We start from the raw sequence: 16,932 nt of genomic DNA on the forward strand, positions 1-16,932 counted from the left end.
ATGACAAATGGAGTTGGCATTGCGCGTGCCCATACGAATATTGCTCTCATTAAATATTGGGGGAAGCGAGACAAAGAATTATTTTTACCCATGAATTCAAGTTTGTCTCTGACCTTAGATGCTTTTTATACCGACACGAAGGTTGTCTTTGATGAGACACTGTCGGAGGATTCGTTCTATTTAAACCAAATTTTACAAGAAAAAAAAGAAATTGAAAAAATTTCTCGTTTTTTAGATTTGTTTTGCGAATATATAGGTAAGCGACCTTTTGCTCGTGTGGAGAGTCTCAATTTTGTTCCGACCGCTGCTGGTTTGGCCAGCTCCGCATCAGCTTTTGCAGCGCTAGCTTTGGCGACATCTCAGGCACTTGGTTTGGATTTGTCTTTTGAGGAATTATCGACGATCGCAAGACGTGGATCAGGCTCCAGTACTCGTAGCTTGTTCGGTGGGTTTGTAGAGTGGGATATGGGGACTAGTTCCGCAGATTCGCTTGCCAGACCGATTGATGATGCTTCTTGGGATATTGGCATGTTGATACTTGCTGTTGATACCAAGGAAAAGAAAATCGCCAGCCGTATCGGGATGGAACATACAGTTGCGACTTCACCATTTTACCCCGCATGGATAGAGACGGCGAAATCTGATTTACTTGCCATAAAAAAGGCTATTGCAACAAGAGATTTTCAACAATTGGGAGAGATTACAGAGCACAATGGCATGAAAATGCATGCCACAACCTTATCTGCCAATCCTCCTTTTACCTATTGGAATGCAGAAAGTTTAATGGCTCAAGAAGCGGTGAGACAGGTTCGAGATGATTTAGGTCTGCCCGCCTTTATGACTATGGATGCTGGTCCAAACGTAAAAGTCTTGTGTCGGGCTAGTGATATGGAAAAATTAGCTCAAGCTTTGCAAGCCTATCTTCCGTCTGAAAACATTATTTCCTCCTTGCCTGGACAAGGTGCAAAAGAATTGACAGAAAAAGAGTGGGAAGTATCATCTGTCACATTTTTAGAAAGAAGCAGGATATGAGGGTTCAAGCAAGTGCACCAGGCAAGCTTTTCTTGGCTGGAGAGTATGCGGTGGTTGAGCCAGGGAATTTGGCTCTGATTGCAGCGATTGACCAGTACATTACAGTGAGCGTTTCTTCTGCGGTTCATGGGACGATTTACTCTAGCCAACAAGGAAAAACTATTTCTTGGATAAGAAAAGGGGGGCAGATTGTTGTCGCCACGGCACATGATTACCAACTGATTCTCTCTGCTATGCAAGTGGTGGAGGACTATGTTTCTGATAGAGGAGTTGCGCTATCATCGGCTTATGCTGTCCATGTCGAGACAGAGTTGGATAATCAGGAGTCAGGCCAAAAATATGGCTTAGGTTCTTCGGGCGCCGTGACAGTAGCGACTGTCAGAGCGGTTCTAGCTTTTTATGGCCAAAACTTGCCTGCTGAACAGGTCTTTCGACTGGCAGTCTTAGCTCAGATGCGTTTAGAGATGGCAGGTTCCTTTGGAGATATGGCGGCTTCTAGTTTTGGTGGAGTGGTTTTCTACCAATCGTTGGATAAAGCTTGGTTAAAGGCTAGAATGGAGCAGGAATCCATTCTGAGTCTTCTAAAAATGCCATGGCAGGGCTTAAAGATAGGGTCTGTATCCTTGCCGGATGACTTGTCTCTTCTGATTGGTTGGACCCATCAGGTTGCCAAAACAGATGATTTTGTGGGACAGGTTCAAGATCGAAAACACCAACTGGATAAGAAAAAAGCCCATGCGGATTTTCTTGAAAAAAGCCGCATCTGTGTTGAAAAATTGATTGCATCTTGCCAAGATCAGGAAGTCGGTGTGTTTCAAGAACAGATCCGAGAAAATCGTGGCCTCTTGCGCCAATTTTCAAAGGAAATGGCTATTCTAATTGAGACACGTGAGTTGGAGAAGCTTTGTACAATTGCCGCACAACATGGAGCAGTTGCCAAGTCATCTGGTGCAGGTGGCGGTGACTGCGGAATTTGTTTTGTAGAGCAAAAGGAGCAAAAAGAGGCGATTATCAATGCATGGCAAAAAGCGGGAATTGTACCGCTTCCGTTTAAAATTGCGGAAATAGAATAGGAGAAACAATGTTTGAATATGGATACTGGGGCATGGATCGTAAGGACCAACATGTGAACCTGGCCCAAAGACAATTTAACTTAGATTCAGTCAAGGATTTCAAAGAGAGTCGGTTTGTGCACAACTCGTTGCCGGAGTTAAATATGGAAGAAATCTCTTTGGAGACTTCGATTGCAGGTATAAGGATTGAATCTCCCTTTTTCATCAATGCCATGACAGGAGGCACTAAAGAAACAGGAGACATCAACCGAACACTTGGGATTCTCAGTTATTTAGCTAAGGTTCCGATTGCTTCAGGATCTGTCAGTGCAGCGATTAAGGATCCAAGTGTGGCAAAAACCTTTTCGACCCTTCGTTTTGAAAATCCAGAAGGCATTATTTTTGCCAATCTTGGGGCGCACCATGATGTGGAAAACGCCAAACGTGCGGTTGATTTGTTGGAGGCAAATGCTCTGCAAATCCATTTGAATGCTCCGCAAGAAGTCATCATGCCAGAGGGAGATCGGGATTTCTCCATGTGGTTAAAAAATATCGAAACCCTTGTACGGGAGATTTCCGTTCCGATTATAGCTAAAGAAGTTGGCTTTGGGATGAGTCGTGAAACCATTCGCCAACTGGCTTCTGTGGGTGTCAAAACGGTTGATGTTTCTGGGGCTGGAGGAACGGATTTTGCCCGCATTGAAGACGCTCGTCGGGTCTTGGATAAATATGACTATATGCATGGTTGGGGGCAGTCCACGGTCTTGTCCTTAGTGGAAGCCATGTCTATTCCTGAGACAGAACGTCCTGAGATTATTGCTTCTGGGGGGGTTAAAAATGCGCTGGATATTGTTACTTCACTTTCTTTGGGAGCAAATGCTGTGGGCATGTCCAATTATTTCTTGAAACTAGCTAGAGATAGAGGCTTAGAGGATGCGCTCTTTGAGACACAAACCATCAAAGAACAATTGAAGGGTGTTATGGGAGTTCTTGGCGCAAAAACGGTTCAGGATTTACGTCAGAAGGACCTTGTCTTGTCAGGAGATGTTGCCCATTGGTGTGAGGCGCGTGGCATTGACTGGAAACAATATGCCAATCGTTCGCAAAATGTGAAATAATATTCAAGAATTTTTATAAAGAAAAGCCCGAAGGGGCTTTTTTGTGTTACAATAGTAAAAAATGAAAAGAGGGATAAAAATGAAAGCCATTATCACAGTAGTTGGAAAAGATAACAAAGGAATAGTTGCGGGTGTTGCCAGTAAAATTGCAGATTTAGGGCTTAATATCGATGATATCTCCCAAACGGTTTTGGATGATTATTTTACCATGATGGCGGTAGTATCTTCAGATCAAACGCAAGATTTTACACAATTACGTGCAGAGTTGGAAGCCTACGGAGAAACCCTTCAAGTGAAAATCAACATTCAAAGTGCGGCGATTTTTGACGCCATGCACAATTTATAGGAGGGAATTCCATGGATATTAGACAAGTTACTGAAACCATCGCCATGATTGAGGAGCAGAATTTTGATGTTCGGACCATTACCATGGGGATTTCCCTCTTGGACTGTATCGATCCAGATATTGACCGAGCAGCTGAAAAAGTCTACCAAAAAATTGTCGACAAGGCTGGAAAACTGGTTGAAGTAGGAGATGAAATCTCCGCAGAATTGGGAATTCCAATTGTGAATAAGCGGGTGTCCGTTACACCGATCTCCATTATTGGGGCAGCGACGAACGCAACAGATTATGTTCCCTTTGCCAAAGCCTTGGACCGGGCAGCTAAAGATATTGGCATTAACTTTATCGGTGGTTACTCAGCCTTGGTACAAAAAGGCTACCAAAAAGGCGATGAAATTTTGATCAATTCCATTCCGCGTGCCTTGGCAGAAACCGACTTTGTCTGCTCGTCAGTAAATATCGGATCAACCAAATCAGGGATCAACATGACAGCTGTACGAGATATGGGCCGAATCATCAAAGAAACGTCGGAAGCTTCTGAGATGGGACCAGGGAAATTGGTTGTTTTTGCCAATGCGGTAGAAGACAACCCTTTTATGGCGGGAGCCTTTCACGGTGTTGGAGAAGCAGACGTGGTTATCAATGTCGGTGTTTCTGGGCCTGGTGTTGTCAAGCGGGCGCTTGAAAAAGTCAAGGGAGAAAGCTTTGATGTAGTCGCGGAAACAGTTAAAAAGACAGCTTTTAAAATCACACGTATCGGCCAGTTGGTCGGAACCATGGCTTCAGAACGCTTGGGTGTCGATTTCGGGATTGTTGATTTATCTTTAGCCCCAACTCCTGCAGTCGGAGATTCGGTTGCCCGTGTCTTGGAAGAAATGGGACTAGAAGCAGTCGGAACGCATGGAACAACTGCTGCCCTTGCTCTCTTAAATGACGCTGTTAAAAAAGGAGGCGTCATGGCCTGTAACCAAGTTGGTGGTTTATCAGGTGCCTTTATTCCTGTATCCGAAGATGAAGGCATGATTGCGGCAGTGCAAAATGGTTCTCTCAACCTTGAAAAACTGGAAGCCATGACCGCGATTTGTTCGGTTGGACTAGACATGATTGCTATTCCAGCAGCGACTCCAGCAGAAACTATTGCCGCTATGATCGCTGATGAAGCTGCCATTGGGGTTATCAATATGAAGACAACCGCTGTTCGCATTATTCCTTACGGGGAGGAAGGAGACATGTTGGAATTGGGTGGCCTTTTGGGTTACGCACCGGTTATGAAAGTCAATCAGAATTCGTCTGCGGACTTTATTGCCCGTGGTGGTCAAATCCCAGCTCCAATCCATAGCTTTAAAAATTAAACTAGATGAAAAATGTGTAAAAAGTGTTGGCAGGCGTGCCAACGCTTTTTAGTTTTGGTATAATAGTAGGTAGAAAGCACAGGAGGAAGAAAATGACAGAAACTAGATTGTACATTGCCCGTCATGGACGGACCATGTTTAATACCATTGGCCGTATTCAAGGTTGGGCTGATACTCCCTTGACCAAGATTGGTGAAGAAGGGATTCGCGAATTGGGGCTGGGCCTAAAAGAAGCTGGTCTTGAATTTAAATTGGCAGTATCCAGTGATTTAGGACGGACGGTTCAAACGATTACCATTGCTCAGCAAGAGTTGGGCATCCTTGGACAAATTCCTTATTACCAAGATAAACGCATCCGCGAGTGGTGTTTTGGTAGTTACGAAGGCATGTATGACGCAGACCTCTTTAGTGGTGTGTTGCCGCGTTTAAACGGGATTGCGGAAGGGTCAGACATGACCTTTGAAGAAATTGCAAACGGAATTTACGAAGCAGATTCTGCCAAATGGGCAGAGACTTGGGAAGAATTAAGTGGTCGTATTTTGGCTGGTTTTGAGTCCATCGCCCAAGAAGTTGAAAAAATGGGTGGCGGCAATGCCCTGATTGTCAGCCATGGAATGACCATTGCGACCTTGGTTGATTTGTTGGAGCCAGAACGCCCAACTAATTTAGCTTTGGATAATGGGAGTATCACTGTCTTGAAATATGCAGATGGGGCATTTACCATCGAGGAAGTCGGTAGTATGGCCTACCGCCAAGCTGGTGCTGAAATTATCGCCAACGAAGCGAAATAAGTAGAAGATAAGAGCTAGAATTTTTCTAGCTTTTTTTGTGTGCAAAGACTTGCATAGTATATCGAAGTGTGATATATTATTTTTATATCGTAGTTCGATGTATCGAGGTGAATAGTAATGGATAAACGAATCAAACGAATCTATATGCCGATGACAGAGTCGGGGTTTTACATCTTACTGTCTTTGCAGCAGGAAGCTCATGGTTACCAGATTAGCCAATCAGTTCTAGAGCTGACAGGAGGACAAGTGACCATTAGCCCAGGTACAATGTATGGTACTCTTTCCAAAATGGAAAAAGATGGCTTAATTGTTTTTAAGCGAGAAGAAGACAAAAGAAAACTGTATCAGATAGCCTCTTTGGGAAAAGAAGTATTGGAATGTGAATTGGCACGGATTGAACGGTTGTATCACAATAGTCGAGGGAAAAAGTATGAAAAAAATGACGAAATTTAATCCACGTAAACCTGAACAAATGGAAGCTTATTTCCGGCAAATGCACCAAGAAGGATGGGCGGTTAAAAATATAAATCCTTTTACAGGAAAGATTGAGTTTGTTCCTTGTCAGGCAGAAGATGTCATCTATAAGCTAGATATATACACACCAAAATCACAATGGGAATTATTTTTACCCGAGTATGATGGTGACTATAAAGTGTTATTCGAATCGGCTGGTTGGCAGATGGTGAGTGGTTTTCGTCCTTATGTTTTGTTCAAAAAAGCGGTAGCTTCTGCCACATGCGAAGAAGAGTTGGAGTTGTATAGTGACCGAACTAGTTTTGCGGATTACCGAAAGAAAGTATTTCGACTCAAATTATATGCCAGCATCATACCCTTTATTCCCTTATTTCCTACTTTTGGAAACATTCTTTCTTGGAAGTTGCACAATTTTCTCTTGTTAGGCTTGGTGTTTAGTCTTTGGGCTGGCTATGTTGGGTTTGTTTATTGTCAGTACCAAAAAGAAAAACAAGATTGGGGGTAATATATGACGAAAAAATAGAATGGCGGATTTTCTTAATCACGGATTTTGAAAAAGAAGAAGCTTATTTAAGGCGGATGCACCAAAAAGGGTGGCGGTTGACCCACATCACATGGGACATGTTTTATCATTTTGAAGCCATTGAGCCTGAGGAAATGGTTTATAAGCTTCACTTTAAAGACAAAGAGCATACAGAAGTGCCTAGCTACCGGCAGTTTTATCAGGACTATGGTTGGGATTATGTAGCCGAGTGCAATAGTTTTTCGATTTTTAGAAAAAGTTCTGCTCAAAGCGGTGATAAGGAGCTATTCAGTGATCCAGCTAGTCGCTGGGACATGATTGAGCAAATATTTAAAAGGCGTTTTCTGGTTTTGCTTGCTACAATGGTAGTGGTGGTTGGGATTGGTTTGTATTTTGATAAGACAGATTTTTCGTTGACAGTTGCGGTTATTGATGGCTTGTTTGTCCTATACCTCTCCTATCGCTTTTATCAGTTGCGTAAAGAGTTAAAGGGGGAAAGGATATGAAGCGTTGGAAACCGAAGGTGTTCCCAGCCCTCTCCTTAAATGTGATAACCTTATCCCTATTTGTTGGGCCGCGGGTGGATTTAAAAGCCACTCATTTTGCAGGTTGGGCCATCAATGGTCTGGCTTTTGTGCAACTGGTGATGATTGTTTTACTGGTAGCATATCTTTTTAAAAAGACAAAAAAATAGGTCTTCAGACCGATTTTAGCACTCTTGGCAAAAGAGTGCTAATTTTGTCTTGACAGTTGTTGAAAAAGGAGTATAATAGAGACATAGATTAGCAGTCGAGGTAGGAGAGTGCTAAAAAGGAAAGCGAGGTGACTGTGTGTGTGATTACCCAACGACAAAATGAGATTTTAAATCTAATTGTGGACTTGTTTACACAGACGCATGAGCCTGTCAGTTCCAAGGCTTTGCAGTCAGTTATTGATTCTTCTAGTGCCACCATCCGAAATGATATGGCACAGCTAGAAAAGCTAGGCTTACTGGAAAAAGCCCATACCTCCAGCGGACGAATGCCGAGTCCAGCAGGTTTCAAGTATTTTGTCCAACATTCCTTGAATATGGACAATATTGATGAACAAGATATCTACCAAGTCGTCAAGGCCTTTGATTTTGAAGCCTTTAGGCTAGAAGATATCTTGCAAAAGGCCGGTCAGATTTTGGCGGATCGAACAGGTTTTACTTCTGTCATTATGGATGTGGAACCAGCTCGCCAGCGCCTAACCGCTTTTGAAGTGGTGCAATTATCCAATCATGATGCCTTGGCAATCTTGACCGTGGATGACTCCAAGCCGGCGACAGTACAGTTTGCCATTCCCAAGAATTTCTTGAGCCGCGATTTGCAAACCCTCAAAGAATTGGTGGAAGAACGCTTGTTGGGCCGTCGTGTGATGGACATTCATTACCGCTTGCGGACCGAGATTCCCCAGGTTGTCCAGCGTTATTTTGCCACAACGGACAATGTCCTGGACTTGGTGGACTACATCTTTTCGGAGTTGTTCAAGGAAACCATCTTCGTGGCTGGAAAAGTTCAGTCGCTGGAATACAGTGACGTTGAAACCTATCGTTTCTTAGATGACGAACAGGCCTTGGCCCTTCATTTTAGAAACCAGATGCGGGAAGACCAAATGTCTAGTGTGCAAGTGGCAGACAGCGCCGAGCCAGCCTTGGCCGATGTGGCCGTCTTGACACAAAAATTCCTCATTCCCTATCGTGGCCTTGGGCAATTGATTGTCATCGGCTCCATCGATATGGATTACAGGAGATGTGTCAGTCTCATCAACATTATTGGCCGTGTTCTTGCCATGAAGTTAGGCGACTATTACCGCTACCTCAATAGCAATCATTACGAAGTACATTAAGAAAGGATTGAACCTTGTCAGAAGAAGTTAAAAACGAAGAAGTCACAGAAGAAGTTGTGGAGACGGCTGAAGAAACCGTTGAAACCGTCGAAGAAGTGACAGAAAAATCAGAATTGGATCTTGCCAATGAGCGAGCAGAAGAATTTGAAAACAAATACCTCCGTGCCCATGCCGAAATGCAAAATATCCAACGCCGTGCCAACGAAGAGCGCCAAACCTTGCAACGTTACCGTTCGCAAGACCTGGCCAAAAAAATCCTACCAAGTTTAGATAATTTGGAACGAGCTTTGGCGGTTGAAGGCTTGACCGAAGATGTCAAAAAAGGTCTTGAAATGGTCCAAGAAAGCCTCAAGCAAGCCCTCAAAGAAGAAGGGGTGGAAGAAGTGGAAACAGAAACCTTCAATCCAAATCTTCACATGGCTGTTCAAACCTTGCCAGCTGACGACGACAATCCAGCTGACACCATCGCCCAAGTCTTCCAAAAAGGCTACAAACTCCATGAGCGACTCCTAAGACCGGCCATGGTAGTGGTGTATAATTGATGTTGCAGTTGCAAGAAATCACGGAAGACAATTTCTTTGATTGTTTGAACTTAGACCCCGCCTTATCAGAAGATTACGTTGACCCTGTCGTCTTCTCATTGGCGGAATCTTGGTTGAATCAGAACTTTCGACCGTGGGCTATTTATCAGGAAGCTGAGTTGATTGGTTTCGTTTCCTTTTATGTTGGAGAGGAGCATTACCAAATCACCAATTTCTTGATTGACAAGGCCCATCAAGGTCGGGGGCTAGGTAAGCAGGCTGCTCAAGTTTGTCTTGCTTATTTGAAAGCTCATTACGGGGCTAAACAAGTCTCGCTCCCTGTCCAACCAGATAATCACAAGGCTTATCGCTTTTGGGAGGGGATAGGTTTCAAAGCATCAGATGTCATTGAAGATGGTTATGTCTTCATGAGATTGAGCCTATAAGCATTCGTCCGAAATGACGGTAAACTATATGAAATTGTTAACGATTTAGCGAGAGCGAGCTAGACCAATGGTTCACGCCGTGGCCAGAGTGAGATAAGCGTTAGCTTAGCTCACGAGGGAACTCTTGAGACCTTAGGCTCAAGAGTTAGGAATGGAACGCCTTAGGCGGTCGCTTCCGTCCCTGCCACCTAAGAGAACCATAAAAATAAAAGAAATAAAAAACAAGAGGTAACACACATGTCTAAAATTATCGGTATTGACTTAGGTACAACTAACTCAGCAGTTGCAGTTCTTGAAGGAACTGAAAGCAAAATCATCGCAAACCCAGAGGGTAACCGCACAACCCCATCTGTTGTCTCTTTCAAAAACGGTGAAATCATCGTTGGTGACGCAGCAAAACGCCAAGCGGTAACCAACCCAGAAACCATCATTTCCATCAAATCAAAAATGGGAACATCTGAAAAAGTTGCGGCAAATGGGAAAGAATACACACCACAAGAAATTTCAGCTATGATCCTTCAATATTTGAAAGGTTACGCTGAAGAGTACCTTGGTGAAAAAGTAACCAAAGCCGTTATTACAGTTCCAGCATACTTCAATGATGCCCAACGCCAAGCAACAAAAGATGCAGGTAAAATTGCGGGTCTTGAAGTAGAGCGTATCGTCAACGAACCAACAGCAGCAGCCCTTGCTTACGGTATGGACAAACAAGATCAAGACCAAAAAATCTTGGTATTTGACCTTGGTGGTGGTACCTTTGACGTATCCATCCTTGAATTAGGTGATGGCGTCTTCGATGTATTGTCAACAGCAGGTGACAACAAACTTGGTGGTGATGATTTTGACCAAAAAATTATTGATTGGTTAGTAGCAGAATTCAAGAAAGAAAACGGCATCGACCTTGGCCAAGACAAGATGGCGCTTCAACGCTTGAAAGATGCGGCTGAAAAAGCGAAGAAAGACTTGTCAGGTGTGACAACGACTCAAATCAGCTTGCCATTTATCACAGCTGGTAGTGCAGGACCTCTTCACTTGGAAATGAGCTTGTCTCGTGCCAAATTCGACGACTTGACACGTGATCTTGTTGAACGCACTAAGACACCAGTTCGCCAAGCCCTTTCAGATGCAGGACTTTCCTTGTCAGAAATTGATGAAGTGATTCTTGTTGGTGGATCAACCCGTATCCCAGCCGTTGTAGAAGCGGTGAAAGCTGAAACTGGTAAAGAGCCAAACAAATCCGTTAACCCTGATGAAGTGGTGGCTATGGGTGCCGCTATCCAAGGTGGTGTGATTACAGGTGATGTCAAAGACGTTGTTCTTCTTGACGTAACACCATTGTCACTTGGTATCGAAACAATGGGTGGGGTCTTCACAAAACTCATCGACCGTAACACAACCATCCCAACTTCTAAATCACAAGTCTTCTCAACTGCAGCAGACAACCAACCAGCCGTAGATATTCATGTTCTTCAAGGTGAGCGTCCAATGGCAGCAGACAACAAGACGTTGGGCCGCTTCCAATTGGCAGACATTCCTGCAGCACCTCGTGGTATCCCACAAATCGAAGTAACCTTCGATATTGACAAAAATGGTATCGTATCGGTTAAAGCCAAAGACCTTGGTACACAAAAAGAACAAACCATTGTGATCCAATCCAACTCTGGTTTGACAGATGAAGAAATCGACCGCATGATGAAAGATGCAGAAGCCAATGCCGAAGCAGATGCGAAACGCAAAGAAGAAGTAGATCTTCGCAATGACGTTGACCAAGCCATCTTTGCGACTGAGAAAACCCTCAAGGAAACAGAAGGTCAGTTTGAAGCAGAACGCGCGGAAACCCAAACAGCTCTTGACGAGTTGAAAGCTGCGCAAGAAGCCAACAACATCGATGACATGAAAGCGAAGCTTGAAAACCTGAACGAAAAAGCACAAGGTTTGGCCGTTAAACTCTACGAGCAAGCTGCAGCAGCACAACAAGCCCAAGGAGGAGCTGAAGGTGCTGAACCAACAGGAGCAGCAGACAACAACGATGACGTCGTTGATGGAGAGTTTACTGAGAAGTAAGATGTGAGAGCGTTTAAAGAACGACAGAAAAATAGGAACTTGACGATGAATGCTTGCATTCAAGGAAAGTTATCTTTTTTCCGAAGTTCTTAGCTCGAACTCAATTAAATCACATTGCTATTTCGCTTGTATTGATTTTGCTTTTCTCACATTTTAGAATAGAGAACAGTAAAAAAATCCAATCACAGAGGTTGATTCCCAGCCTCTGTTTTTGGCAATAAGCGAATGAAAGCGCCTAATGCAATAGTCTTTACTACCTATTGAAACTATCAAAAATCACCTTTTAACTATATAGAAAGGAAGAGTGTTTAGAAATGAACACGGGCTGAGGCGTGTCATGTCAGTTATCAATTTGAATTCGCCTACGACGCTGTGAAAACTCATTCCTAATTTCCTGAACTTACTAACTTACAGAAAGGAATAAGTGTTCGCAACTGAACACGGGCTAGGGACGGTGCCAAAAAGATAATTTTTTCTAGGACGCAAGACGTCCGTCATTAAAATTCCTATTTTGGCTGTGTCCCTTTAACGCCCTTTGTATCTTAATTATGAACAATACAGAATACTATGATCGTCTGGGGGTTTCAAAGGATGCCTCTGCTGACGAGATAAAAAAAGCCTATCGGAAGATGTCGAAAAAATACCATCCCGATATTAACAAGGATCCAGGGGCGGATCAGAAATACAAGGATGTCCAAGAAGCCTATGAAACTTTAGGAGATCCTCAAAAACGCTCTAGCTACGATCAGTTTGGACCTGCAGGAGCCAATGGAGGCTTTGGCGGAGGTGGTTTCTCTGGTTTTGATGGCGGAGGCTTCGGAGGCTTTGAAGATATTTTTTCTAGCTTCTTTGGTGGTGGCGGTGCTAGCCGCAACCCAAATGCGCCACGTCAAGGAGATGATCTCCAATACCGGGTTAATCTCAAGTTTGAAGAAGCGATTTTCGGGGCTGAAAAAGAGGTTAAGTACAATCGTGAAGCAACTTGTAAAACCTGTACAGGATCTGGTGCCAAACCAGGTACTAGCCCTGTCACCTGTGGTCGTTGCCATGGATCTGGTGTGATTACAGTGGATACCCAAACTCCTCTTGGCACCATGCGTCGTCAAATGACCTGTAATGTCTGCCAAGGACGCGGCCAAGAAATCAAGGACCCATGCCAAACTTGTCACGGAACTGGACATGAAAAACAAGCCCATACTGTTAGCGTTAAAATTCCTGCAGGTGTTGAAACAGGCCAACAAATTCGTCTAGCAGGCCAAGGAGAAGCTGGTTTCAATGGTGGTCCTTACGGCGACCTCTTTGTGGTTATTCAAGTGCAGCCTTCTGAACAGTTTGAGCGAGATGGCACCACTATTCATTACAAGCTTAATTTGAATTTTGTCCAAGCAGCTCTCGGTGATACCGTTCATGTTCCAACGGTCCATGGTGACGTGGATTTGGTGATTCCAGAAGGAACGCAGACTGGCAAGAAATTCCGTCTCAAAGGAAAAGGAGCGCCAAGCTTACGTGGTGGTGTGATGGGAGACCAGTATGTCACGGTCAACATTGTCACACCGACCGGTTTGAATGACAAACAAAAATCAGCCCTCCGCGATTTTGCGGCTGCTGGTAATATTTCGGTTCATCCTCAGAAAAAAGGATTCTTTGATAAAGTAAAAGATGCTTTTGATGATTTATAAGAAACACAGCAAGTTTTACTTGCTGGTTTTTTTGTTTCATGATAACCTGTTAGGGAAAGGTAGGGTAACAGGATGTTTCAAGATGCGACAGCAATGGCTGAGGCCATAAAAACCAAACAAGTATCAGCGACCGAGTTGGTTCAAGATGCGATTGACAAAATCGAAGAAGAAAACCCAATGCTCAACGCCCTTGTCCACAAGCAATATGAGGAAGCCTTGGCGCTTTCAAAAAGTAAAGAGTTGGCTACGAAACCCTTTGCTGGCGTGCCAATTTTGCTCAAGGATTTGGGACAAAATCAAGCAGGCCAAGTTTCGACATCTGGGTCAAAATTGTTTGCCAACCAACGGGCATCCAAGACAGACAACTTTACAAAATGCATAGAAGAACTGGGTTTTATTGTCCTTGGTCGGACCAATACCCCTGAATTTGGCTTTAAAAACATTTCAGATAGTCAGCTGCATGGGGCGGTCAATCTTCCAAAAGATTTGGGAAGAAATGCTGGTGGTTCCAGTGGTGGTGCAGCTGCGGCAGTTGCTTCAGGTATGGTACCTTTAGCGGGAGCTTCTGATGGTGGAGGCTCCATCAGAATTCCTGCCAGTTTTAATGGCTTAATTGGTTTGAAGCCAAGCAGGGGTAGAATACCGGTTGGCCCTTCTTCTTATCGCGGTTGGCAAGGTGCGTCTATTCATTTTGCCCTGACCAAATCTGTTCGCGATACCAAGGCACTTTTAATGGGGATGCAAACCTGCCAATTGGAAAGCCCCTTTCCGCTTCCTCTGCTAGAGGAAAAAGCGTTTCAACAACCCATTCAGCGCTTGCGAATCGCCTATACCGTAGCATCTCCGATTGGCTCTGCTGTGTCAGCAGAAGCCATAGAAGCAGTCCAAGAGACGGTAGAGGCCTTAAAACACTTGGGGCATGATGTAGTTGAGCTAGATCGCTTTCCGATGGATGGCCACCAAGTTGTTCGCTCTTATTATGTGATGAACAGTGTCGAGACCGCTCAGATGTTTGATGAGATTGAGGCCGGACTGGGCCGCAAGGTGACACCTGATGACATGGAATTGATGACCTGGGCGATTTACCAGAGTGGCCAAACAATACCTGCCAAACTCTATTCGAAAACCCTACAAGATTGGGATTTATTCAGTGCTCAGATGCAGGGTTTTCATGGTCGATATGACCTACTGTTAACGCCGACGGTAGCCAGTGTTGCCCCTTTACACCATCAGTTTGACTTATCCAAAGGTTTGCAGAGAGATTTGCTCCATATGGCAGATTTTAATGTGATGGACCAACAGGATCTGATTTGGGAAATGTTTGCAGAGAGTTTGGCTTGGACTCCCTTCACCATGTTTGCCAATTTAACGGGCCAACCCTCTATTAGTTTGCCAGTATATGAAACTGCAAATGGTTTACCAATCGGCATTCAACTAACCGCAGCAAAAGGGCGAGAGGATCTCTTGTTAGGTATTTCTGCGGACTTAGAGAAAATTAGTTTTTTCTAAGATAAAATAATTGAAAAAGGTTTTGAATTGTGTTACCCTTGTACATGTAAAAAGGTAACATACAAAAAGGAGATCTTATGTTTAAGAAAGTTATTGCTTCAACCTTATTGCTCACCTCGCTTGCTTTAGCGGCATGCTCCAATACAGGTTCTTCGTCTAAGGAGACACAAACTGAATGGGAACGTGTTAAAGAAGCAGGTGTCTTGAAAGTTGCTACGCCAGGAACCCTTTATCCAACATCCTATTACAATGATGATAAAAAATTGGTTGGTTATGAGATTGAGATGTTGGAAGAAATCGGAAAACGCCTTGATGTCAAAATTGAATACCAAGAAATCGGTGTTGCAGAAGCTTTTACAGCAGTTGATAGTGGCAAGGTTGATATTTCAGTCAATAACTTTGATACCACTCCTGAGCGTCTTGAAAAATACAACATGTCTGAGCCTTACAAGTATTCTATCGGTGGGATGATTGTTCGCGAAGATGGCTCCTCTAACATTGAAGCAGCAGATTTGTCTGACTGGAAAGGCAAGAAAGCTGGAGGAGGAGCTGGTACTTCATACATGAAGATTGCTGAAAAATTGGGCGCAGAGCCAGTTATCTATGACAATGTGACCAACGATGTTTATCTTCGTGACGTATCAACTGGCCGAACAGACTTCATTCCAAATGATTACTACACACAAGTGATTGCGGTGAAATTTATTACGGCTAAATTCCCTGACATCAAAGTGAAAATGGGTGAAGCCAAATACAATCCAACCAAGCAAGCCATTGTCATGAGCAAAAAAGATGATTCTCTGAAAGAAAAATTAGATGAAGTTATCAAGGAAATGAAAGAAGATGGTAGCTTAAAGGCCATTTCTGAAGAATACTATGCAGGACAAGATTTGACAAAACAAGAAGAAGGTGTTGAGGATCTTCCTGTTGTTGATGTGTCTGATATGAAATAATACATGAAAAGATTGCACTTGCAATCTTTTCCCTGTTTTGAGGAGAAGTAAAATGATCAATTGGCAGGCCATTTTTGATTTGGATTTAGCAATCAAAGCTATACCCGATATTTTACAAGGATTGCCCTATACCTTGTCTTTATCCTTGATTGGATTTGGGCTAGGTACTGTGTTTGGTTTTTTTGTGGCATTGTTGCGGATGTCGTCGTTTAAGCCATTTCGCTGGTTGGCTATGTGGCACATCTCTTTGATGCGAGGTGTCCCACTTATGGTCTTGCTCTTTTTTATCTATTTTGGTTTGCCGTTTGTTGGGTTACAACTCGATGCGATTGTGGCGAGTATTGTCGCTTTTACCTTTATGTCTAGTGCCTACATTTCAGAGATTATTCGGTCTTCTCTTCAGGCTATTGACAAGGGACAGTGGGAGGCGGCCCGTTCGTTGGGGCTCAGAACGCCGATTATTTATCGGAAAATTATTATTCCGCAAGCTTTTCGGATTGCCTTGCCTCCTTTGAGCAATGTTCTTCTAGACATGGTCAAAAGCACCTCCTTAACCGCTATGATAACCGTTCCGGAGATTTTTAATAAGGCGAAGATTGTTGGTGGTGCGCAGTCAGATTACATGACGGTCTACATTTGTGTCGCTTTGATTTACTGGATAATCTGTACGCTTTATGCGGTTGGTCAAACCCATTTGGAAAAACGCCTTGCAACCTATTAATACAAAAAGCGGCAGCTCATCGATGATGATGAGCTGCCGCTTTTTGTTAGGATTTAGATAGGCATTGTGGACAGGTACCATACATGGTCAAAGTTTCCCGATGAATATGGAATCCGGTTTGTTTTTCAGCCATTTCAATCAATGATTCTCTTTCGATATCTATGTCCAGAATATCCCCGCATTTTTCGCAAATGATATTGAGGTGATCGTGCCCCATAAAGTCATAGTAGGTTGTTGGGTCGTTTTTTCGTTTAAGCTCTGTGATAAAACCAGCTTCTAATAAAAGGCGAAGGTTGTTGTAGACCGTTGCCAAGCTAAGAGATGGGTGTAGAGGAAGGAGATTGTGGTAAATCATCTCCGCGCTGGGGTGGTCAGAACTATCAATTAAATAAGCGATGACGGCTTTTCGAGTTTCTGTTAGACGGACGCCTTTTTGTTTGAAGTAATCTAACACTTCTTGGAATAGTTCGCTATGCACAATATCT

19 protein-coding genes are annotated in these 16,932 nt (G+C 43.6%); 18 read left to right on the top strand and 1 reads right to left on the bottom strand.

Annotation, left to right across the window (positions count from 1 at the left end):
• The 18 genes from mvaD (at nt 1) to ACVR1I_RS01020 (ending at nt 16,447) form a co-directional block, all read left to right on the top strand.
• Nucleotides 1-1,032, top strand: a complete 1,032-nt coding sequence (gene mvaD / locus ACVR1I_RS00935) for a diphosphomevalonate decarboxylase (RefSeq protein ID WP_447442174.1) — start codon at nt 1-3, stop codon at nt 1,030-1,032.
• Nucleotides 1,029-2,105, top strand: coding sequence for a phosphomevalonate kinase (locus tag ACVR1I_RS00940; protein WP_447442175.1), 1,077 nt, complete (start codon nt 1,029-1,031; stop codon nt 2,103-2,105). Before mvaD ends, ACVR1I_RS00940 begins: the two co-directional genes overlap by 4 nt.
• Before the next feature lie 8 nt (nt 2,106-2,113).
• Nucleotides 2,114-3,202: a type 2 isopentenyl-diphosphate Delta-isomerase gene (fni, locus tag ACVR1I_RS00945; RefSeq protein WP_447442176.1), complete on the top strand. Its 1,089-nt coding sequence runs from the start codon at nt 2,114-2,116 to the stop codon at nt 3,200-3,202.
• A gap of 79 nt (nt 3,203-3,281) precedes the next feature.
• Nucleotides 3,282-3,548, top strand: a complete 267-nt coding sequence (locus tag ACVR1I_RS00950; protein ID WP_447442177.1) for an ACT domain-containing protein — start codon at nt 3,282-3,284, stop codon at nt 3,546-3,548.
• 11 nt (nt 3,549-3,559) lie between these two features.
• Nucleotides 3,560-4,897, top strand: a complete 1,338-nt coding sequence (locus tag ACVR1I_RS00955; RefSeq protein WP_447442178.1) for a PFL family protein — start codon at nt 3,560-3,562, stop codon at nt 4,895-4,897.
• Nucleotides 4,898-4,989: 92 nt separating this feature from the next.
• Entirely contained in the window at nt 4,990-5,688 is a 699-nt protein-coding gene (locus ACVR1I_RS00960) for a histidine phosphatase family protein (RefSeq protein ID WP_447442179.1), read from the top strand.
• Nucleotides 5,689-5,805: 117 nt separating this feature from the next.
• Nucleotides 5,806-6,141, top strand: coding sequence for a PadR family transcriptional regulator (locus ACVR1I_RS00965; protein WP_447442180.1), 336 nt, complete (start codon nt 5,806-5,808; stop codon nt 6,139-6,141).
• On the top strand, nt 6,128-6,667 hold the full coding sequence (locus ACVR1I_RS00970) for a DUF2812 domain-containing protein (protein ID WP_447442181.1): 540 nt from the start codon (nt 6,128-6,130) through the stop codon (nt 6,665-6,667). Before ACVR1I_RS00965 ends, ACVR1I_RS00970 begins: the two co-directional genes overlap by 14 nt.
• The gene (locus tag ACVR1I_RS00975) at nt 6,658-7,191 is read left to right on the top strand and encodes a DUF2812 domain-containing protein (RefSeq protein WP_447442182.1); all 534 of its coding nucleotides are present in this window, start codon (nt 6,658-6,660) and stop codon (nt 7,189-7,191) included. Before ACVR1I_RS00970 ends, ACVR1I_RS00975 begins: the two co-directional genes overlap by 10 nt.
• Nucleotides 7,188-7,379 carry a hypothetical protein gene (locus tag ACVR1I_RS00980; protein WP_447442183.1) on the top strand — a complete coding sequence of 64 codons (192 nt, stop codon included), beginning with the start codon at nt 7,188-7,190 and terminating at the stop codon, nt 7,377-7,379. Before ACVR1I_RS00975 ends, ACVR1I_RS00980 begins: the two co-directional genes overlap by 4 nt.
• 140 nt (nt 7,380-7,519) lie before the next feature.
• Nucleotides 7,520-8,554 carry a heat-inducible transcriptional repressor HrcA gene (gene hrcA, locus ACVR1I_RS00985; protein WP_447442184.1) on the top strand — a complete coding sequence of 345 codons (1,035 nt, stop codon included), beginning with the start codon at nt 7,520-7,522 and terminating at the stop codon, nt 8,552-8,554.
• A 14-nt stretch (nt 8,555-8,568) separates the two neighbouring features.
• Nucleotides 8,569-9,096 (top strand): nucleotide exchange factor GrpE, encoded by a 528-nt coding sequence (gene grpE / locus ACVR1I_RS00990; protein ID WP_447442185.1) that lies wholly within the window; start codon nt 8,569-8,571, stop codon nt 9,094-9,096.
• On the top strand, nt 9,096-9,521 hold the full coding sequence (locus ACVR1I_RS00995; protein ID WP_447442186.1) for a GNAT family N-acetyltransferase: 426 nt from the start codon (nt 9,096-9,098) through the stop codon (nt 9,519-9,521). Before grpE ends, ACVR1I_RS00995 begins: the two co-directional genes overlap by 1 nt.
• A 237-nt stretch (nt 9,522-9,758) precedes the next feature.
• Entirely contained in the window at nt 9,759-11,585 is a 1,827-nt protein-coding gene (gene dnaK / locus ACVR1I_RS01000) for a molecular chaperone DnaK (protein ID WP_447442187.1), read from the top strand.
• Nucleotides 11,586-12,133: 548 nt separating this feature from the next.
• Nucleotides 12,134-13,264: a molecular chaperone DnaJ gene (gene dnaJ, locus ACVR1I_RS01005; protein ID WP_447442188.1), complete on the top strand. Its 1,131-nt coding sequence runs from the start codon at nt 12,134-12,136 to the stop codon at nt 13,262-13,264.
• A 72-nt stretch (nt 13,265-13,336) separates the two neighbouring features.
• Nucleotides 13,337-14,773 carry an amidase gene (locus tag ACVR1I_RS01010; RefSeq protein WP_447442189.1) on the top strand — a complete coding sequence of 479 codons (1,437 nt, stop codon included), beginning with the start codon at nt 13,337-13,339 and terminating at the stop codon, nt 14,771-14,773.
• A gap of 77 nt (nt 14,774-14,850) precedes the next feature.
• On the top strand, nt 14,851-15,726 hold the full coding sequence (locus tag ACVR1I_RS01015; RefSeq protein WP_447442190.1) for a transporter substrate-binding domain-containing protein: 876 nt from the start codon (nt 14,851-14,853) through the stop codon (nt 15,724-15,726).
• 52 nt (nt 15,727-15,778) lie between these two features.
• On the top strand, nt 15,779-16,447 hold the full coding sequence (locus ACVR1I_RS01020; protein ID WP_447442191.1) for an amino acid ABC transporter permease: 669 nt from the start codon (nt 15,779-15,781) through the stop codon (nt 16,445-16,447).
• Between the two features lie 46 nt (nt 16,448-16,493).
• Here the strand turns inward: ACVR1I_RS01020 and ACVR1I_RS01025 are convergent, their stop codons facing one another.
• Nucleotides 16,494-16,925, bottom strand: a complete 432-nt coding sequence (locus ACVR1I_RS01025; protein WP_447442192.1) for a Fur family transcriptional regulator — start codon at nt 16,923-16,925, stop codon at nt 16,494-16,496.
• Nucleotides 16,926-16,932: the final 7 nt, after the last annotated feature.

It is taken from the genome of Streptococcus cameli, assembly GCF_053207365.1.